This is a genomic window from Prevotella pectinovora, assembly GCF_041323955.1.
Taxonomy (GTDB): Bacteria; Bacteroidota; Bacteroidia; order Bacteroidales; family Bacteroidaceae; genus Prevotella; species Prevotella pectinovora.
This window is the reverse complement of the sequence record NZ_JBGLIV010000001.1, coordinates 1,120,131-1,141,086: the sequence shown is the minus strand read 5'-3', so window position 1 is coordinate 1,141,086 and position 20,956 is coordinate 1,120,131. Positions and strand designations below refer to the sequence as shown.

The 20,956-nt window shown below is 42.2% G+C and carries 18 protein-coding genes; 11 read left to right on the top strand and 7 right to left on the bottom strand.

Annotated features, from left to right (window positions below; genetic code table 11):
• Window positions 1–44 precede the first annotated feature (44 nt).
• From ACDC99_RS04490 to ACDC99_RS04445, 10 genes are all read left to right on the top strand, one after another.
• Window positions 45–1,484, top strand: coding sequence for a right-handed parallel beta-helix repeat-containing protein (locus ACDC99_RS04490; RefSeq protein ID WP_370755967.1), 1,440 nt, complete (start codon window positions 45–47; stop codon window positions 1,482–1,484).
• Window positions 1,485–1,511: 27 nt separating this feature from the next.
• Entirely contained in the window at window positions 1,512–1,985 is a 474-nt protein-coding gene (gene cdd / locus ACDC99_RS04485) for a cytidine deaminase (protein WP_022316468.1), read from the top strand.
• Window positions 1,986–2,036: 51 nt separating this feature from the next.
• Complete coding sequence (gene rsmA / locus ACDC99_RS04480) at window positions 2,037–2,843, top strand: 16S rRNA (adenine(1518)-N(6)/adenine(1519)-N(6))-dimethyltransferase RsmA (RefSeq protein WP_288967287.1); 807 nt, start codon at window positions 2,037–2,039, stop codon at window positions 2,841–2,843.
• 273 nt (window positions 2,844–3,116) lie between these two features.
• A complete protein-coding gene (locus tag ACDC99_RS04475; protein ID WP_370755964.1) occupies window positions 3,117–4,385 on the top strand; it encodes a phosphoglycerate kinase in 1,269 nt (422 codons plus the stop codon).
• Window positions 4,386–4,525: 140 nt separating this feature from the next.
• Window positions 4,526–4,948 carry a PaaI family thioesterase gene (locus tag ACDC99_RS04470; protein WP_022316465.1) on the top strand — a complete coding sequence of 141 codons (423 nt, stop codon included), beginning with the start codon at window positions 4,526–4,528 and terminating at the stop codon, window positions 4,946–4,948.
• Window positions 4,949–5,010: 62 nt separating this feature from the next.
• Window positions 5,011–6,066, top strand: a complete 1,056-nt coding sequence (locus ACDC99_RS04465; protein WP_156136929.1) for an isochorismate synthase — start codon at window positions 5,011–5,013, stop codon at window positions 6,064–6,066.
• Window positions 6,067–6,111: 45 nt separating this feature from the next.
• Window positions 6,112–7,824, top strand: a complete 1,713-nt coding sequence (menD, locus tag ACDC99_RS04460) for a 2-succinyl-5-enolpyruvyl-6-hydroxy-3-cyclohexene-1-carboxylic-acid synthase (RefSeq protein ID WP_044072405.1) — start codon at window positions 6,112–6,114, stop codon at window positions 7,822–7,824.
• A 6-nt stretch (window positions 7,825–7,830) separates the two neighbouring features.
• Window positions 7,831–8,658, top strand: a complete 828-nt coding sequence (menB, locus tag ACDC99_RS04455; RefSeq protein WP_022316462.1) for a 1,4-dihydroxy-2-naphthoyl-CoA synthase — start codon at window positions 7,831–7,833, stop codon at window positions 8,656–8,658.
• An 88-nt stretch (window positions 8,659–8,746) separates the two neighbouring features.
• Window positions 8,747–9,778 carry an o-succinylbenzoate synthase gene (locus ACDC99_RS04450; RefSeq protein WP_370755961.1) on the top strand — a complete coding sequence of 344 codons (1,032 nt, stop codon included), beginning with the start codon at window positions 8,747–8,749 and terminating at the stop codon, window positions 9,776–9,778.
• On the top strand, window positions 9,757–10,758 hold the full coding sequence (locus ACDC99_RS04445; protein WP_370755959.1) for an AMP-binding protein: 1,002 nt from the start codon (window positions 9,757–9,759) through the stop codon (window positions 10,756–10,758). The genes ACDC99_RS04450 and ACDC99_RS04445 overlap by 22 nt, the downstream gene beginning before the upstream one ends.
• 9 nt (window positions 10,759–10,767) lie before the next feature.
• On the opposite strand, the gene ACDC99_RS04440 is transcribed toward ACDC99_RS04445, so the two are convergent.
• The 7 genes from ACDC99_RS04440 to ACDC99_RS04410 form a co-directional block, all read right to left on the bottom strand.
• A complete protein-coding gene (locus ACDC99_RS04440; RefSeq protein ID WP_370755957.1) occupies window positions 10,768–12,468 on the bottom strand; it encodes a bifunctional metallophosphatase/5'-nucleotidase in 1,701 nt (566 codons plus the stop codon).
• Window positions 12,469–12,503: 35 nt separating this feature from the next.
• Window positions 12,504–13,670, bottom strand: coding sequence for a zinc ribbon domain-containing protein (locus ACDC99_RS04435; RefSeq protein ID WP_288771764.1), 1,167 nt, complete (start codon window positions 13,668–13,670; stop codon window positions 12,504–12,506).
• Window positions 13,671–13,752: 82 nt separating this feature from the next.
• The gene (locus ACDC99_RS04430) at window positions 13,753–14,469 is read right to left on the bottom strand and encodes a glycoside hydrolase family 25 protein (protein WP_042519637.1); all 717 of its coding nucleotides are present in this window, start codon (window positions 14,467–14,469) and stop codon (window positions 13,753–13,755) included.
• Between the two features lie 56 nt (window positions 14,470–14,525).
• The gene (locus ACDC99_RS04425; RefSeq protein ID WP_370755954.1) at window positions 14,526–15,239 is read right to left on the bottom strand and encodes a hypothetical protein; all 714 of its coding nucleotides are present in this window, start codon (window positions 15,237–15,239) and stop codon (window positions 14,526–14,528) included.
• Between the two features lie 76 nt (window positions 15,240–15,315).
• Window positions 15,316–16,611: a Na+/H+ antiporter NhaC family protein gene (locus ACDC99_RS04420; RefSeq protein WP_022316455.1), complete on the bottom strand. Its 1,296-nt coding sequence runs from the start codon at window positions 16,609–16,611 to the stop codon at window positions 15,316–15,318.
• Between the two features lie 431 nt (window positions 16,612–17,042).
• Window positions 17,043–18,539 (bottom strand): UxaA family hydrolase, encoded by a 1,497-nt coding sequence (locus ACDC99_RS04415; protein WP_370755952.1) that lies wholly within the window; start codon window positions 18,537–18,539, stop codon window positions 17,043–17,045.
• Between the two features lie 99 nt (window positions 18,540–18,638).
• Window positions 18,639–19,703, bottom strand: a complete 1,065-nt coding sequence (locus ACDC99_RS04410) for a LacI family DNA-binding transcriptional regulator (RefSeq protein WP_022316453.1) — start codon at window positions 19,701–19,703, stop codon at window positions 18,639–18,641.
• 207 nt (window positions 19,704–19,910) lie between these two features.
• On the opposite strand from ACDC99_RS04410, the gene ACDC99_RS04405 reads away from it, so the two are divergent.
• A complete protein-coding gene (locus ACDC99_RS04405; protein ID WP_022316452.1) occupies window positions 19,911–20,936 on the top strand; it encodes a sugar kinase in 1,026 nt (341 codons plus the stop codon).
• Window positions 20,937–20,956: the final 20 nt, after the last annotated feature.

The window sequence follows — 20,956 nt, the reverse complement described above, 5'->3', positions numbered from 1 at the left end:
ATTCTGTTAACAAATTCTTATTAGCATTTGCAGCGACAGTCATTATGTCCGCATGTACTGACGACGACTCCTTCACGACGTCGCCAGACCACCTTCTCACGTTCTCTACAGACACTATAAGCATGGACACAGTCTTCTCGAGAGTGCCCACAAGCAGAAGGTTTTTCTGGGTATATAACAAATCGGGCGATGGCATCAGATGCTCTAACGTCAGACTCGCTAATGGGAACCAGTCTGGTTTCCGTGTGAACGTCGACGGTACATATCTCGGCAAGGAATCCGGATTTCAGACTGCAAATCTGGAAATAAGAAACAAGGACAGTGTTTTTGTCAATGTGGAACTGACATCCCCTATGACAAACAAGGTTGACCCTCAGCTAATAGAAGACAATCTTGTGTTCAGACTTGAAAGCGGCGTGGAGCAGAAGATCAATCTCAACGCATATTCGTGGGATGCCGAGATATTGAAAGATCTCAAAGTAAGCCACGATACGTTGATATCTTCGGACAGACCGATTGTAGTCTACGGCAACATGCGCATCGATAGCCTTGCAACTGCAACCATAGCACCAGGAACAACGTTGTATTTCCATTCAAAAGCCGGGCTTGACGTCTATGGCAGACTCGTGGCAGAAGGCACTCCGGAAAAAAACATTGTGTTCAGAGGCGACCGTACCGACCGTATGTTCGACTATCTGCCCTATGACATGGTAAGCGGACAATGGAACGGTATCCGTTTCCATTCGTCATCATACGAAAACGTTATGAACTTTACCGATGTGCACAGTACTTTCAATGGCATCGTCTGCGACTCTTCAGATGTCAGCAGACTAAAGCTGAAATTTTATAACAGCATAGTGCATAACTGTCAAGGCTACGGACTACGTTCTGTAAACAGTGTAGTCGATGTGAGAAACAGCCAGTTGACAAATACTCTCAATGATTGCGTTGCCATACATGGTGGAGGGGCATTGCTTCTGAACTGTACCATAGCACAATTCTATCCGTTCGACTCCAACAGAGGTGCTGCCTTAAGATTCAGCAATGGTGAAAATGACGGGGAAACACTCCACAAATACCCATTGTATCAAATGGATTGCATCAACTCCATCGTGACAGGATATGCTGATGACGTAGTGATGGGTTCTGTCGCAGACTCCACAATTTCTTATACATACAAGTTCCAGAACTGTATTCTCAGGACTGACTCCATCGACAATGGAGATAACATCAAGAATGTGATATGGGAGGATGCTGATTCCGTAGCTACCGACACGGTTTATGGTGGAGAGAAAAACTTCAAACTGGTGGATATTAACAAACAGCATTTTGATTTTCATCTGAGCAATGTTTCCAAAGCCATCGGGAAGGGCACCAAGGAAGACAATTATTACATGCCTACTGACAGAGAAGGACGAAAGAGGGACGATGAACCAGACTTGGGATGTTATGAATATGTGGAGCCAGTTAAAGAACAAGAATAAAATGAAACCATAAAATGAACAGACATCATGGAAAATATCAATGTAAAAATCGAGATATTGTCTTGCGTATATGATGAGCTCAACGAACAGGACAAAGCACTTGTGGATTTGGCAAAACAGGCTACGGCCAATTCTTATTCGCCATATTCCCACTTCAGAGTCGGAGCAGCAATAAGATTGTCTGACGACAGCACCATCATCGGCGCCAATCAGGAGAATGCCGCCTTCGGTGTCACTCTATGTGCTGAGCGTTCTGCAATATTCGCCGCCCAGGCACAACAACCGGGAAAGGCTATTCTGGCCATTGCCATAGCGGCAAGAACCGAAAACGGATTCACTAAACAGCCAATATCACCATGTGGATCATGCCGGCAGGTGATGGTAGAGATAGAAAAGAGATATCAACAGCCACTGCATATTGTGCTTTATGGTGAGAATGCTATATATGTGATTGAATCGATTAAGAATCTGATGCCGTTGTCATTTGAGAATCTAGACTGAAATGACCTCTCCTGCATCACAATACAATTGAAATAGAAACGAAACTGATTGATGAAAGCTGTAAGACCAAAGAAAAATTTAGGACAACATTTCCTTACGGATCTAAATGTGGCAAAGGCGATAGCAGACACAGTTGACGCTTGTCCGGATATTCCGATCCTTGAAGTTGGCCCGGGAATGGGAGTCCTCACACAATATCTCACACAAAAGGGAAGAGAAGTCAAGGTGGTGGAAATAGACAGGGAATCAGTGGAATACCTCAATGAAGCGTATCCAATGCTGAGAGATAACATAATCGGTGAAGATTTCCTCAAAATGGATTTGCATGCCGTATTCTCTGGCAGCCCTTTCGTATTGACAGGCAATTATCCCTACGATATATCGTCACAGATTTTCTTCAAAATGCTTGACAATCGCGACATTATCCCATGCTGCACAGGAATGATACAGCGCGAAGTAGCACTGCGAATTGCTTCGCAGCCAGGAAACAAACAATATGGTATACTTAGTGTGCTTATTCAGGCATGGTATAATGTTGAGTATCTTTTCACAGTAGACGAAAATGTGTTCAACCCTCCACCAAAGGTAAAAAGTGCTGTTATAAGGATGACGCGTAACGACGTTCAGAATATCGGTTGCGATGAGAATCTTTTCAAACGTGTAGTAAAAACCGTTTTCAATCAGCGGCGCAAGATGTTACGCGTTTCTCTGAGGCAAATATTCTCAAAATTGAAGAATGATGATGAATTCTTTACTCATGAACTAATGACAAAGCGTCCTGAACAACTGACGATACTGCAATTCGTAGAGTTGACAAATTTGGTTGACAACCAGTTGAAAAACGGAAACGTGGAATGATATGATGTCTACTGAGAACAAATATTTATAAGACAACAGAGAGATGGAATGGTCTTTGCCAGGCTTTTCCGTTTCTTTGTATTTGCAAGGTCGATATTGCAAATACAATTCGTTGCCTATTAAAAAGGAAAAATAATCACAGATACGTTTCTCTAAACAATCATTTTTTATTATTTTTGCAGTATGAAAGGACTTATGCACAATTGTGCGAGTGTAAAGTCCTGACTTGATTCAAAGGTACTTAGTTTAATTTTAATAGATAAACAAACAGTTATGAAAATCGAAGATTTTAACTTTGCAGGTAAAAAGGCTATCGTTCGTGTAGATTTCAATGTTCCATTGGATGAGAACGGACATGTGACAGACGACACTCGTATCCGTGGTGCGCTCCCAACACTGAAGAAAGTCCTTTCTGATGGTGGTAGTCTCATCATGATGAGCCATATGGGTAAGCCCAAAGGTAAAGTTAATCCAAAGCTCTCTCTCAGCCAGATTGTCAAGAACGTTTCAGAAGCTCTTTGCGTTGACGTGAAGTTTGCCCCAGATTGTGGTAATGCAGACAAGGAAGTTGCAGGACTGAAGACCGGTGAAGCTTTGCTACTCGAGAATCTCCGTTTCTACGCAGAGGAAGAGGGCAAGCCTGTAGGTATTGACAAGGAAGATCCAGCCTACGCTCAGGCAAAAGCTGAGATGAAAGACAAGCAGAAAGAGTTTGCCAAGAAATTGGCTTCTTATGCAGACTGTTATGTAATGGACGCATTCGGTACAGCACATCGTAAGCACGCATCAACAGCTGTAATTGATGAATTCTTCAGCAAGGACAGTAAGATGCTTGGATATCTGATGGAGAAGGAAGTTCATGCTGTTGACAATGTGCTGAAGGATATAAAACGTCCTTTCGTTGCCATTATGGGAGGTTCAAAGGTTTCGTCTAAGATTGGCATCATCGAGAACCTACTTGGCAAGGTTGACAAGCTCATCCTTTGCGGTGGTATGACATATACATTCTCTAAGGCTCATGGTGGTGAGATAGGTGACTCTATTGTTGAACTTGACAAACTGGATGTCGCACTCAACGTGGAGAAAATGGCAAAGGAGAACGGTGTAGAGCTTGTGCTCGCTACAGATTCTGTATGTTGCACTGGCTATGATTTCAAGACGTTCTCAGTCAAGGATGGCGCTCAGGTCAAGGTGTTCCCTTCAAATGCGATTGAGAATGGTTGGGATGGTCTTGATGCTGGTCCGGATAGTCGTGCCAAGTTTGCTGCAGCCATCGAAGGAGCGAAGACCATCCTTTGGAACGGTCCTGCAGGATGTTTCGAGTGTGATGAATTTACAGCTGGTTCACGCGCTATTGGTGAAGCTATCGCAAAGGCAACCGCAGAAGGTGCTTTCTCTCTGATTGGAGGTGGAGATTCTGTAGCTTGTGTAAATAAGTTCGGTCTTGCCGATAAGGTGTCTTATATATCAACTGGTGGTGGTGCTTTGCTCGAAGCCATCGAGGGTAAGGAGCTCCCTGGAGTTGCTGCCATAGAGAAATAAAGACAGGCCGGATTTGTCTTTTTATAGAATATGACGATTCATTATTCTACATTATATGAATTGGTGTGCATTATTTGCACACCTTTTTTTGTTGGTTCAACATAATTCCATTACCTTTGTATATATATTGCAATCAGATAATGGATATAGAAAATGTAAAAAAGATAATAGAGCGTAAGCCTAACCTCTCCACTGCTCTCGGGATGAATTTCATTTCTACTCCAGAACAGGACACATGCAAGGCTACAATGAAAGTTGATGAGCGTAACCGTCAGCCATTCGGGTTCTTGAGTGGTGGCGCATCCTTGGCGTTGGCGGAGAATCTGGCTGGCGTTGGCTCATGCTCAATATGTCCGGACAAAATATGTGTCGGCATTAGCGTAAGTGGAGAACATGTGAGAGCAGTGCAGGAAGGAGACACAGTTACTGCTAACGCTCGCCTAGTGAGCAAAGGACATAAACTTCACGTGTGGGAGGTTTCGATAGTGAACTCTCATGGGGAACTGATTTCCACCGTTCATGTCACAAATTATGTATTAACTCCTAAAGACTCTCAAGACTAATTATCGTGAAAGACGCTTTTGTGATATATCGTTACCCTTCAGCAGGGAACAAATGTGTTATTGTGAAACAAGATGAAAGTTCTCTCAAGAAGCTGCATTCCTTTTCAGAATTGGGAAAGGCTGATGGTTTCGTATTTGCACCATTCTGTATAACAGAAGACACTCCGGCTGTGCTTTTCGATAGTCCTATCCGCCGTGTGACAGAGCTTGATTATGATAATATCCTCAGAGAGGTAATGTATAATGGCAACTGTTGCGTTCAAAATGAAAGACTTAAGCCATACAATGGAAAACTCTATGATAGAAAATCATACGAAGAAGATTTCAACTGTTTCAAAGCTGCGATTAGGGAGAAGAGGATTGATAAGGCCGTTCTGTCTAGAAGTCTAGTTTTAAAGGACGACAACAAGAAGAATGTGATAAGAATGTTTCTGAAAGCATGTGAGAACAATTCGGATTCATACATCGTTCTCATTTCGTCAGACCAAACTGGAGTATGGCTTGTAGCAACGCCTGAAGTTCTTTTAGAACGTTGTGGAAATGTCTTTCACACCATAGCACTTGCCGGAACGATGGACAAACGACTGGTTATATCCGATAACGAATCAAAAGCGATTGGCAAGATTTCAGATATAGATATATCCTGTTGGAGCAACAAGAACATCTGGGAACAACAATACGTTTCTTCTTATATAAAAAAACGGTTATCCTATTTTTTTTCTGAAATAGAAGAACTTGGACCTACGACAGTATCTGCAGGCAATGTGGTGCATTTAAGAAGTGATTTTTTCGCAGAAGTAGATAGTATTGCAAGAATAAGCCCTGGTGATATAGTAAGGCAATTACATCCAACGCCGGCAGTTTGCGGTGTTCCTGCAGGTGAGTCATACAGTCTTATCAATAGCAAAGAACATAATGACCGTCGATATTACAGCGGATTCTGTGGAGTAGTGGATACAGATGGAGACAGTCATTTGTTTGTTACCTTGAGATGTATGGAAATTTTCTCCGATTGTTATAAACTATATGCAGGAGGCGGAATCCTTGCCGAAAGCAATATGGAGGAAGAATGGAGAGAAACGGAACTGAAAATGAAGACAATGATGGACTGTATCTGAGACAGGTTGCAACGACCTGTTAATTGAATTAAACACTAAAAATACATGTATTCTGACAAAAACATAGTCAATTTGCTAACATCTCTTTTGATTGCAAAAGGAATCAAAAAAGCCGTAGTATGTCCTGGTTCAAGGAATATACCTATTATAAGTAATCTCAGAACTGTCAAGGAGATAGAATGCATCTCTGTGATTGATGAAAGAAGTGCAGCTTTCTATGCTCTTGGTGTGTCGTTAGCTACAGGGACACCCACCATAGTGTGCGTTACTTCAGGCTCCGCTTTTCTTAATACACTACCTGCCATTGCAGAAGCACATTACAGGCAAGTTCCTATAATCCTCATATCAGCAGACCGTCCGCAAGAATGGATAGAGAGAAATGATGGACAGACCATGGTTCAATGTGGTCCGACATATGGTCTCTTCAATTCTGAGGTTGATGTAAATGACATTAGTAATGGCGAGGCAGAAAATTATTCTTCTCTACTGATTAATAATGCTCTGAATGCAGCACTTAGAGACAATAGGGGGCCAGTTCATATCAATATTCATCTGCATGAGCCATTATTTGTTTTTAACAAGACTTCTTTGCCAGTGAAAAAAGATATAGAATTTTTACAAGCTGAAAAAGTGTTGCCATACAGGGCAATGGAGATAATCAAAGATTTTATCCTTTCGGAAAGGAAGATTATTGTCATTGGACAACTACCATACCATGATGAGGAAATCGACATGATTGTCAAAGAATTGAAGATGTATTATATCGTTATGTGTGAGCAATTGTCCACGGCTTCTGCTGAACCGATTGACGCCATAGTAGATATATTCGAAGATAATTCCGCCATAGAGAATATTGATATGGTGCTCTCTCTTGGCAATACCTTGGTGAGCAAAAATACCAAGAGGTATTTGCGTACTAAGAAAATATCATCTCTTTGGGAAATCAACGATAATGGAATAATACACGACACGTTTATGAGTCAGACTGGCATTATTGACTGTTCTTGTAAACTTTTCCTTAAAGCACTACTGCGTTTGACAAAAGAGAATTACAAAGAAAAGCAAACAGAAAAAACAGGAAATGCTGACAATGAAATTTCACAAGACATTCTGAAGACGCATTGGGATAAAGCTATAACACATATTGAAATGTGTATAGATGATTATGTGCCCGTTTATTCTCAAATGCTTGCGATACGTTGTTTCGAGCAGTCTCTAGAAGACATGGAGTATGAAAGTGAAGTTCATTATGCAAATAGCATGGAAATACGCATAGGATGCCTGTATTCACCGCATTACATATGGTGTAACAGAGGGGTGAATGGTATAGAGGGCAGTGTGTCTACTGCTGCTGGCTTCTCACTTACTACATCCTCGATGGTGTTCTGCATTACTGGCGACTTGAGTTTTTTCTATGATCAGAATGCACTTTGGAATAATCACCTGAAAGGTAATTTTAGAGTGATGATCCTTAATAATAATTGTGGAGGAATATTCTCCCAGTTGAAAGGCTTAAATATTCCAGATGACATCATGAAGTATGTTGAGGGAAGACACACCGCTACGGCCAAGGGTATATGCGAACAAAATGACATAGGATACATGGCTGTGCGAGATGAGGAGGAACTGCGCATTTCAATGGCACATTTCTTGATTGAAAAAACAAATCGTCCAATAGTGCTTGAGGTGTTTACATCTCCAGATGATGATCGGCAAGCTTTCGTTGGATTGAAAAAAATGATAAAAAGTAAATTTTAAAAATATATGGCAAATAGAATTTGGAACAAAATCGAAGGATTCGATTTTAAGGAGATATTGTTCGAAGAGTGTGAAGGCGTGGCAAAAATCACTATAAATCGCCCACGATATAGAAATGCCTTCACTCCACTTACCACACATGAGATGAGCCTTGCCTTCGCTTACTGTAGAGAGGCTCAGAATATCTCTGTCGTATTGCTCACAGGAGCAGGCGACAAAGCCTTCTGTTCTGGTGGCGACATGAATGTTAAAGGAAGGGGCGGATATGTAGGTAATGACGGAGTGCCACGTCTGAATGTGCTCGATGTACAGAAGCAGATTCGCTCCTTGCCAAAACCTGTTATCGCTATGGTAAACGGATATGCGATAGGAGGAGGACACGTGCTTCACTTGATGTGTGACCTGACGATAGCCAGCGAAAACGCCATTTTTGGGCAAACAGGTCCAAAGGTGGGATCATTTGATGCAGGTTTCGGAGCTTCTTATTTAGCTCGCATCGTTGGGCAGAAGAAGGCTAGAGAGATATGGTTCTTGTGTAGACAATATTCTGCGGAAGAGGCAGAGAGAATGGGAATGGTAAACAAGGTAGTGCCTTTCGATAGTCTTGAGGACGAATGTATGGAGTGGGCCCACACAATGATGGAACGTAGTCCATTGGCTCTGAGAATGATAAAGGCAGGACTTAATGCGGAGCTCGATGGACAGGCAGGTATTCAGGAGTTAGCGGGTGATGCAACCATGCTTTATTATTTCCTTGATGAGGCACAGGAAGGTGGCAAGGCATTCTTGGAGAAGCGTAAGCCTGATTTTGGGAAGTATCCTAAACTGCCTTGATTTACAAGTATTAGTGAGTATCCATTTTTTAAATACATACTTCTATACTTTTGATTTTAAACTTTAGAAGTTAAAGCTATCAGTAGATATGTATAAGATTAGTATTGAGAAGAAGAGATTACATTTCAAACAGCCTGCTGGCACATCTCGTGGCATTTACACCACACGAGATATATGGCTGATAAAGCTTGCTTCCGATAAAATTCCAGGAAGATTGGGAATCGGAGAATGTGCTCCGCTTCCTGATCTTAGTTGTGATGCTTCAGACGATTTTGATGAAAGATTGCTGGAATTGTGCTCAATTTTCAAGCAGAATGGCAGGATTGATTATTCCCTCATGCGACCCTATCCGTCGGCTTTGTTTGGATTGGAAACAGCTCTTCTGAATCTTGAGAATGGAGATAAGCTTTTCGATACACCATTTTCGCGAGGAGAGATTGGTATTCCTATCAACGGACTCGTATGGATGGGATCATTCGATGAGATGAACAAGCGTATAGAGGACAAATTATCAGAAGGCTTCAGATGTGTGAAACTAAAAATCGGGGCAATCGACTTTGATAGTGAAATGACACTGATAAAGAGTATCAGGAAGAGATATTCGAAGTCTGCCATTGAGCTAAGGGTAGATGCCAATGGAGGATTCACTGCTGATGATGCAATGTCACGTCTAGAAGAGCTATCGAAATACGATATTCATTCAATCGAACAACCTATACGACAGAAGCAATGGCATGAGATGTCGTACCTGTGTGCAAATACTCCAGTGCCAATTGCTCTTGACGAAGAACTTATAGGTGTAAATATTCCAAAGATGAAGGATGATCTTCTTGATTATATCAAGCCACAATATATTGTGCTGAAACCCACATTGCATGGTGGAATGAAGGGTACACGTGAGTGGATAGAGAAGTCTCGAGAAAGGAATGTAGACAGTTGGATAACAAGTGCATTGGAGAGCAGTGTTGGTCTGAGTGCCATAGCACAGCTCACATCCGACATTTACGGTAATGACATAACGATGGCCCAGGGGCTCGGAACAGGTGCCTTGTTTGCCGACAACCTGCCATCACAGACGGAGATACGTGGAGACAAGATATGGATGACAGGAAAGAAATGACTCTTGATGAGTTTTATAAAGAATGGAATAGCGCATTGTCCACAGTTATAGTGAACACGAGTGGGTCTACAGGAAAACCGAAATCAATGAGAGTCGAGAAGTCACGGATGATTGAAAGTGCTAAGATGACATGCTCTTTCCTTGGGCTTACTTCTGACGATTCTGCTTTGCTTTGTATGCCTTTGCGATATATAGCCGGCAAGATGGTAGTTGTGAGGACTCTTGTTTCTGGCATGAGACTGATTTCCATCCCTCCAACAAGTCATCCGCTTAAAGATCTTGAAGATATTCCTACATTTGCCGCAATGGTACCTATGCAGGTGTTCAACTCGTTGTCTGTTCCTGAAGAGGCTGACAAACTGAAAAGAATAAAGAACCTGATTATTGGTGGTGGTCCAGTCAATGATCTTCTATACAGTAAACTTCAGCATTTCCCTAATGCCGTGTGGAGTACTTATGGCATGACTGAAACTTTGTCGCATATAGCCATGAGGCGTTTGAATGGCCCCACTGCTTCTGAATATTACATTCCACTTGATGGAATTCATTTGTCTGTAAATGAAATGGGGTGTCTCTGCATAGATGCCCCGAAGATATGTCCGGAAGTGTTGCAAACCAATGATATTGTGAAGTTTGATTCTGAAGGACACCGATTTAAAGTCCTTGGCAGGATAGACAATGTAATAATTAGCGGTGGTGTCAAAATACATATTGAGGAGGTGGAAAAGATGTTAGAGCCCATTATTGCCCCTCCCTTTGCCATAACAAAAAAATCGGATAAGAAGTTCGGAGAAATTGTTGTGATGGTAGTACAGGGGTCATTTACAGAAGCGGATTTATCTAACATCAGAGAACAGATAGAAGCCACTTTGCCCATGTATTGGCAACCCAAACGCTATGTCGTAATTGACAAGATTCCTATGACTGCTACCGGCAAGATTGCCCGCAGCGCATTGCAGGATATAGTTGAGAAAATGTAACATCTGATATCATTCAGATGATTCATCAGGAAATAATAATCTTTTGTCCCGTTCAATGGCTGCTCTAGTCCATTCGAATGGGACGAAGTGCCAGTTGGCTGTGAATGATATGTCATTAGGAACGAGTTCCTTCCTGAATTCTTTTATCAGATAATTTCTTTCACCTTCCTTACTCTCGGCAACTTTTCTCCTTTTAAGTTGTTCATGAGAAATTCCTGCTCCCTTGAGCAAAAATTCGTTTCCGCCATTGCCACGATAGCTATGCATTGCCACGAGGTAATATGTGTCAAAGCGAAAGGATTTGCCAGAAGAAAGGCTTCTTATATTTATCCGATTGCCATAGTTCTTGGTAACATCAACAGTATAGTTGATGCCTGCAGCCGTCTCGAAGTTGTAAACTAAGTTTTTGAAGAATGTAAACGACTTGTCTTCGTATTCGTATGTCATCATCTTCATTATGTGGTCAGAGGGTGACGACATGGTTTCTATCCATAAGTCATAGCTGTATTCAAGGTATCTTTTGATCTCTTTTCCTGTCATTTTCAATACGAATATAGAATTCTCGTATTTGTATATGTTGAAAATGTCTGCTATTCTCACATCACCCGGTCCTATCTCCTCATCAAAGGCAAGCGGAGCGGCAAATGAAATTTCAGCATCTGTTGCTTCTAATTGTACTTTATGGATAAGCGAGGACAGAGGTGCTGCACCGAAGAAACAATCTCTAGTGCGTAATGGTATATCAATATTAGCTATTCTTTCGTCGAGGAGTGCTTTCGCTTCGTTGATATCAATTTTGAAAAGCTTTTCGAAATCACTGTTGACAGGATAATTCTCAGAGAATAATTGTCGTTCTTGCATTAGTCTTTTAAACCATTTATGGTTCACGCTTAGGTCCTTTTTATCCGAACTGAATGTCACTTCCACTTCATTGAATAGTATTGAGTCGCTTGAGGCATTGAGGCATAGCACTTCACGCCCTTCTCTATTGCGTATCCATTTTTTGCAGCTTTTGTGGTCGTGTCCGAAAAAGATGATGTCGAAGCCATCAACCTCTTCAGCAATGGCTCTGGATGCGTTTTCAATCATATCACCATCGTTGATGCCACCAGTCCATCCTGTATGAAAGAGACCGACAATGAGGTCTGGCTCTTCTTCTCTAATAGTGTTAATCCAACGTCTGGCACTTTCAATAGGATTTTCAAGGCTTATGCCATGCCATAACGAACTGCTGAGCCAATATGGAATAGCCGTTGTAGTTATTCCTAACACAGCTATGCGTATGCCATCTCTTATAATAATGGTGTAAGGTTTGAAATAAGGTTTATTATCTTTCTTCCGGATATAATTGGCTGAAAGTATAGGAGCTTGTGTCTCTGCTATCCATTTGTCGTAAACCGCATGACCTGTCTCTATATCATGGTTGCCAATGCATACAGCATCGTAACCCAAATGATTAAGAACTCTGGCTGCAAGACATGTATGAGAGCGATTTACGAATGATGAGTAATAACATGTAGGGTGACCTTGCAGTATATCTCCGAGGTCGAGCAAAATAAGTTTGTCGCCAAGTTTCAGCCTTTCGCCAGCTATATATGATGAAATGCGTGATAAACAAGCGGTTGCTTCTTTCCGCTTTATGAAATCATAGGAAAAGAAGCAACCGTGAATGTCACCAGTCTGTATAATTTTTATTATTACATCAGGCATGTTCTGTTTATCTGCAGTGGGGATACATTGCGGCTTTATCCGATTTTGATTAACTGCAGGCTTGATATCTTACCGTCTGAATCGATGTGGCCTACAACTTTATATTGGTTGAATTTGTCTTTTGATGAATCGATATTACTTACAGATTCGTCTACCGTGAATTCAACGTCATACTCATATGTGTTGTTGCCCATATCCTTTTTCTTTATTTTGTAGTCTCCGTTAGGACGCCATGTAAGACTCCTCACTTCATCCTTGTAGAGTTTGTGGAGGAACGTTATTACATCATTCTTTGTTGCGTTAGCATTATTGAGGAAATGCAGTGTGCTGCTCACAGCAGACGTCAGTCCCATCTCATCATTACTGTTAATACCGTTGAAAAACTGTCGGAATATGCTAGTAATCAACTGCTTATCCTCACCATTAACAGTTGTGGCATCCAGTTTGTCCAGCCTTTCTTGTGCTTCAACAGCGTGCTCTCCGTCATTATGTTCAGAGAGATAAGCCTGGAATGCTTCCGGAGTATTCTGTCTTACACAGGTTGCCCAGTCTATGGAGTCTATCTTATGCTCAGCTTCTGCTTTGTGCATAGTGTCAGGATGCTTTTCAAGATATGCCTGAATCGCACTCTTGGAATTGCTCAACAATGCGTTAGTCCACTCTGCGTCATTCATTTGTAGAATCTTCAAGTGCGCTTCAATGGAGTCCCTGTGTTCCTGAGGAGCGTCTCTGAAGCTGTCAAGATAATCTTGTAGCACCGCCGGGTCAGAACTTTCCATAGCATTAAGATATGCCTCCTGCTCATCTCCATGAAGAGTATTCATAGAAGAGGCATACCAGATTCCTGCTCCGAGTATCACTATCAAACCTATAACAATAGCAATAATCATATTCTTTTTATTGCTTTGGTTTGGCTGTGGCGTAACTATAGCTTCTTGATTAGCTGGAACATTCCCCTGGGTTGTATTGTTTTGTCGTGGATAGGCTTGGTTGCCTTGCGGAGTGAAAGCAGTGTTGCCTTGGCTTGCCGGAGTGTCTGGAGCCATATGGCATACAGGACAAACTGGTTGTCCTTTGATATATACGTTTCCACAATGTGGGCATCTCTGAATGTTGCCCTGTATTCTGATACCACAATTGGGACAACTTGCAGCCATGTCACTGATTTGGTGGCCGCATTCTGGACATTTTATAATAGCCATGATGATTTATTGTTATTTAATGAATATTTCTATGTTTTGTTATTAATACTCCCAATAATCGGATTATTTCTGTGTACTGCCGTTAATGATGCCTGAAACGTATTTCTCTCATGCTATGACGTCCCATGAACCGGCTTTTGTCTACATACGTGTTGATTCCGTTTATCCTTCCTTTAGCTGTGTATTGCCACATGTCGAAATCTCTGTTGTCAGCAAGTTTGGGTTCTCTTGAGGAGTATTGGGCTATCATCAACTTGTAGCCGTCTATCTTTCCCTTCAGATGCTTGTTGTAGAAGTTCGTACCAGTATATAATAGCGGTTTTTGTCTGTATTCCTTTTCAACGAGAATCAGAAACTTCATAAGCGAGTCGCAGAATTCTTCTGTACCAAGTCCGCTTGTCGTTTCTATGTCAATCATTGGTAGAAGATCCTGATCGCCTGGTCTACATTGAGATTTGAAGTTTTCCATCTGTTGAACCAGATCCACCTTTGGACGAAAGAAATGGTATGAACCAACCTTCAGCCCATAACGATGAGCCAATTCGATGTTCTTTTTGTATGTAGGGTCTATACGTGTCCCGCCCTCTGTAGCTTTCAGATAAACGTATGCCATTTTGCTGTTGTCACCAACTGCTTCCCAAAACACCTCTCCTTGATAGTGGCTCAAGTCTATACCATGTATGTGGCGGCATGTGTCTTCACATTGCACGTATGATTCATATGATTGCGCACTGACTGAAGTGGAACAGAATGAAATTATGCCCAACGTCAGAATCTTAATTTCTTTGAATATTTTCATGATTTGCAAAGTTACTTCATTCTTCAGGCTTGACAAAATAAATTAAACTTAATTAGTTATTCCTCTATTTCTGAAAGACTTTTTGATATGTTCGACATTATTTTGCATAAGGATTCAGAATGTGAATAGCTATAGAATCTTACGCAATTGGTGATGTTATATTTACCGAATGAGCGACCAAACTTGTTTGCCTTGTATGTTCTCATAAGCGATTGGTCTGTCAACAGTCGTGCATGCTTGTCAAACTTCTTTATATATGGAAACTCGTCTGTCTCGAACGAAAACAATTTCATCAATACGCTTGCTTGGAGACTTGCCATTTTCTTAAGTTTCAGACGCTGGATCCAGCTTTCCACTTTCACAAAGTCAACGAGCTGTCCCTTTGTCTTTAGAAACACCCCTAACTCTATCATGCCTCTCAAACGTATCCCATGACGCAGTATGATATTCGCGTTTTGAAGTATCAAACCGAGAAAATCCAGAGATATCTTCGAAGTGTCAATACTATGTCTTTCCTTGTAGACGATATCTTTCAGTACATACTTCTTGACGATATAGTTAAGGTTTTGCATTTCAAGGTCTTCAAAGTCAAAATCCGAGGACACCCCGTCTTTTTCAGAGAATGTGCCTTTGGCGAATAGTACTTTTATTTCGTATGGCATGTCGAGATGCTTGTCACTTTCGTGGGCTACAATCGCCTTGAAGACGATTGGGACAACGTCTTCAATGACTGATATTTTATAAAGAACTCCCCATTTGAATGCTGTCATTGGCTCAATCTCGTGTCTTGATCCGAATGCGCCATCGTCCAACAATGATATGAGATTATCAAGTACGGTATTCATGTTAACTGTATTTTTTAGGGTATCTGAACAATATCGAACCTACAGAAACGGCAAAAAGCACGAATGGATAATATAGATGGCTGATGATATCCATCGGACTCACGGCTGCGAGTCCTGTAGCCATAAGTATCTGTGCGCCGTATGGCAGTATGCTCTGTATGCAGCAGGAAAATGTGTCAAGTATGCTGGCGCTTTTTCTGTTGTCTACACCGAACTTGTCGCCAATATCCTTTGATATGGAGCCAACGGTCAGAATGGCTACAGTATTGTTTGCCGTGCACACGTTCACTATGCTTACGAGCGAAGCAATTGTAAGCTCGCAACTTCTTCTGTTGCTTATCTTGTTTGTTATCAAGCGTATCAGATAGTCAAGTGCGCCATTGTCGCTCAGCGTTTTGAGCAATCCTCCCGCTAACAGGGCAACTACTATGAGATCTCCCATCGCCGTAATGCCGTCGCCCATCGACTGACACCAGCCAAAGAAGTCAAACGCATTGAATGCCATGCCCACAACACCTGTGGAAAGTATGCCTAACGTAAGAACTATCAGAACATTTAGTCCACAGATGGCTGATATGATGACAATCAGATAAGGTATGATTTTTATTATATTTGCCGAAGGGATGTTGGTTGGTGAGTTCACTCCCTGGCCAACAAACATATATACCACCATTACTATTATCGCGACAGGAATTGTGGTATATGAATTCACAAGGAATTTGTCGCTTTGTTTGCATCCCTGAGTATTGGTTGCAACAATAGTCGTGTCGGATATGAACGAGAGATTGTCGCCAAAGAACGACCCACCTACTATGACTGCCACCATTAACGGGACGCTCGTGCCGGTGGAGTGGGCGAGTCCTGCAGCGATAGGAGTGAGAGCCACTATTGTTCCTACGCTTGTTCCGATGGAAAGCGAAATGAAGCAAGCCGCAATGAAGAGGCCTGGCATTATCATGTTGTCAGGAAGGACGCTCAATGTGAAATTCACAGTATCGTCAATACATCCAGCTGTCTTGGCCGAATTTGCGAAAGCGCCGGCCATAATGAATATACATGCCATAAGCATGATGTCTTTTGCCCCAGCTCCGATGCAGAAGGAATCTATTCTCTGCTTGAAGGCTTTGCCTCTCGACACGGCTATTGCATATATGCAGGCTGTCATGAAAGCAATGGTGATAGGCATCTTGTAGAAGTCGCCTGCTATTAATGACGACACGAAATAAACTATCACGAAGAGAATAAGCGGTGACAACGCCAAAAGCCCTTTCTTATGGTTTAAATTCTCGTTTTGCATTCTTATTATGACTTTTAGGGAATATCTTCTTTTATATTAATGGTTAAACTTTATTATAACATGTTCATTCCAAATACTCCTTAACTATAGAATCTGAACTATTCTGTTATTTGAAAATAGTGAACAGCCGCTTTGAATTTACAACTCATAGAGTTAGGTATTAAAACCCCGCTGTTTTTTGTTTGCAAGCAGCTGCTTTATGCATTGAAATCCGTAGGATTATAATTGGAGCATAACAATTTCTTGAATGGTGTGGCCAATTGCATTTTGCTTCCGAATTGACTGTAGGTTCAGGGACCTGTTGTTGATATCCGCCTTGATTATATACTTACAAGAAGGAGTCAAGAACTTGACGCTCTGTTGACTCCTTCTTATTCGTAATCTCTCATCCAGTCAATGCAAAGCTACAAAAACGGATGGATAATCTTTCGTTACAGCGTAACGCCATTCTTGAAAATTGCTATCTCTCGATAACCATTCTTCTCGTTGTTGGCCTTTTCTCCACTTGCCACAGCAATCACTTTGTCAATGAATTTATCAAGCAATGTAGGCATGTCTGTACCTTCTACAAGTTCGCCAGCGTTGAAGTCTATCCAGTTAGGCTTGTTATTGGCCAGGTTGCTGTTTGTCGAAATCTTCATTGTCGGTATGAATGTGCCGAAAGGCGTACCGCGACCTGTCGTGAAGAGAACTATCTGGCAACCGGAAGCTGCAAGAGCCGTTGCTGCCACGAGGTCATTGCCTGGTGCTGAAAGGAGATTCAGCCCCTTAACCTGAAGTCTGTCGCCATATCCGAGTACTCCGCTAACAGGTGCGCGTCCGCATTTCTGTGTGCACCCAAGAGCTTTATCCTCGAGAGTGGATATTCCACCAGCCTTGTTGCCTGGTGAAGGATTCTCACCAACAGGTTCGCCATGGCTGAGGAAGTATTCCTTGAAATCGTTTACGAGTTTTACAGTTTGCTCAAACAAATTTTCATTCTCACAACGGTTCATCAGTATAGTTTCTGCACCAAACATTTCTGGCACCTCAGTAAGAATTGACGTACCACCCTGTGCTACGATATAATCGGACAGTTCACCAACAAGTGGGTTTGCCGTGATTCCGCTGAAGCCATCACTTCCTCCGCACTTGAGTCCGATGCGGAGTTCATTCAGCGGGCAGTCTGTACGCTTGTCCTCCTTGGCGACTTTGTAAAGCGAGCGTAGAATTTTCATGCCTTCTTCTATTTCGTCTCCCTTCACGTTCTGTACAACCATGAACTTTATTCGCTCCTTGTCGTAGTCGCCAAGTAGTTCTTCAAACTGGTCAGGCTGGTTGTTCTCACATCCGAGACCCAAGACAAGCACTGCTCCCGCATTAGGATGGAGAACGATGTCACGCAGCACCTTGCGGGTGTTTTCGTGGTCTTCGCTCAACTGTGAGCAACCGAAGTTGTGATGCCAGGCATGAACAGCGTCGATTCCCTCTAAGTTTGTTTCCTTTTCAATCATGTTGGCGAGGCGCTCGGCAATGCCGTTGACACATCCCACGGTCGGCACAACCCAAATTTCGTTTCTTACGCCCACTTCTCCGTTCTTTCTAACGTAGCCTTGGAACGTGCGATTGTCTTTCTTTATGTCGAGTTTCTCATTTACGGGGCAATATTCATATGTAAGCGTACCTGAAAGGTTTGTTTTCAGGTTGTTCTCGTTTACCCATTGGCCTTGCTTCAGGTCCTCCTTAGCATGACCGATAGGATAACCATATTTAATGATGTTCACGTTAGCAGGCGTATCCTTGATCAGAATTTTGTGGCCGGCAGGCGTATTCTGGAGCACGGTTATCTCCTTTCCGTCTACATTGATTGTCTCACCTTTATCAATAGGGCGCAGACAAACCACTACAGAGTCTGCAGGGTTGATTTTGATGAATGCTGAAATATTCATGATGTTTTTTTTGATTTGTATTATTTTGTTTTTATAATTGAATTTCCGTCTTTTAACAGTTCACATAATGATGTCGATTCAGTATGCATTACATCAGGCTTACAACTGAGTTCTTCTGTAGAAATCAACGTTTTCTTTCGACAACAGCTCTATTGGCATGTAGTTGGTCGGATCCACCTTCTTGTGAAGCACTATTGCCTTGAAAAGAGAATCAACGCAGTGGTAACCTTGCATATAAGCATGCTGGGCTATCAAAAACGAAATGGAGCCTTTCCTCAGGCATTGAGCGTTTTTTTCTACCATATCATATCCCATTATCTGTACACTTCTTCTATTGGTCTTGAGTAGAAACTCACCAACGATATGGGCCTTTGAGCCGAGGGTGATGCAGTTTCTAATTCCGGGATGGGCAGAGAAGAACTGTTCCAGTTTCTTCTCGTTGCTCTCTGGACTTCCTTCAACGGGTACGTCAAGCTCGGCAATCCTGACATTCGGAAAATGTTCATTCATATAATGACGGAATCCCAATTCACGGTTCTCCTGCTGACGGCTTGCCACTTTGCCGTTTTTCATGCGTTTGAAAAGCATTATCTCTTTATCATTAACAGCCAGGAGCATCAGCATCTTGGCAGCGAATTTGCCGCTCGAGAATGAATCCTGGCCAAAAAATGTCAGGGGGTTGACGTCGGGAATATAAGAATCGAGCAGAATAAACGGAATTTTCCTTTCATGCATCGTCTCGCAGAAATGTTTTGTGACCTTGATATCAGCAGGCACGACAATTACCCCATTCGGTTTCTTCTCCAGGCATTCTTTCGTTGTCTGGACAAATGACTTGATGTCATAACGTTGGTAATACATAATTTCCGTGCTTATATGGAAATCCCGCCTCGTCTCACAGGCTTTTGCTGTTCCGTCTTCAATTTCCTCCCAATATGCTTCTGAGTCATGTTGGGGGATAATACAGTAAAACTGATATGATTTGTTGTATGCAAGAGCGCTTGCATACATGTTGGGCTGGTAGTTTATTTCTTTTAGCACTTTTTCTACTTTCTCACGTGCTTTTTTTGATACGTTTGGACGGTTGTGAAGCACTCGGTCAACAGTTCCGACCGATACGCCAGACTTTTCAGCTATATCTTTTATCCTAACCTTTTCTGTCATTATAAATGAGGTCTTAGTCAACTACTTTTTTGATTGTTCATTTGCAAAAATAAGAAGAATAATTTAAATATACCTTATTTTAAAGCTCATTTTTGACAAAATCGCAATTTTTTCAATTTTTATTTGTGTGGATGGGTGTAAAACTGTAATTTTGTAAACGAAAAATTAGGCAAAAACATTCTTAAATAATTAATTTATCAAAAACAAATGGCTAAAGTAGTAACAATGGGCGAGATCATGCTTCGCCTTTCTTCTCCTGGACAGAAGAGATTTATCCAGAGTGATTCATTCGATGTCGTATATGGCGGTGGCGAGGCTAACGTTGCTGTAAGTGCGGCAAACTATGGACATGAGGCTTACTTTGTAACTAAAGTTCCTACACACGAGATCGGCCAGTGCGCAGTAAACGCTCTTCGCCGATATGGTGTACATACAGATTTCATAGCACGCGGAGGTAACCGTCTTGGTATCTATTTCCTTGAGACAGGTGCTTCTATGCGTCCTTCAAAGGTCGTTTACGACCGTGCCGGAAGCTCTATAGCAGAGGCTGATGCCAAGGATTTTGACTTTGACTCAATCATGGAGGGAGCACAGTGGTTCCACTGGAGCGGCATAACTCCAGCAATAAGCGACAAAGCTGCAGAGCTGACAAGACTCGCATGTGAGGCAGCGAAGCGTCACGGTGTAACAGTAAGTTGCGATTTGAACTTCCGTAAGAAGCTTTGGACTTCAGAGAAAGCTCAAAGCATCATGAAACCTTTGATGCAGTATGTTGACGTTTGTATCGGCAACGAAGAGGACGCACAACTCTGCCTTGGATTTAAGCCAGACGCTGACGTAGAGGGTGGAAAGACCGACGCTGAGGGATATTACGGAATCTTCCAGGGAATGATGAAGGAATTCGGATTCAAATTCGTGGTTTCGACCCTTCGCGAGTCTTACTCTGCAACTCACAATGGATGGAAAGCCCTTATCTACAACGGAAAGGACTTCTATCAGAGCAAACACTACGATATCATGCCAATCATTGACCGTGTAGGCGGTGGCGACAGCTTCGCAGGCGGACTTATACATGGTTTGCTGACATGGCCTGAAGATCAGGGCAAAGCTCTCGAGTTTGCAGTAGCTGCTTCTGCTTTGAAGCATACAATTCCTGGTGACTTCAACCTCATGAGCAAAGAAGAGGTGGAGAATCTTGCCGGTGGTGATGCTTCAGGTCGTGTACAGCGATAAAAACGGAGAACAAGGAAAAC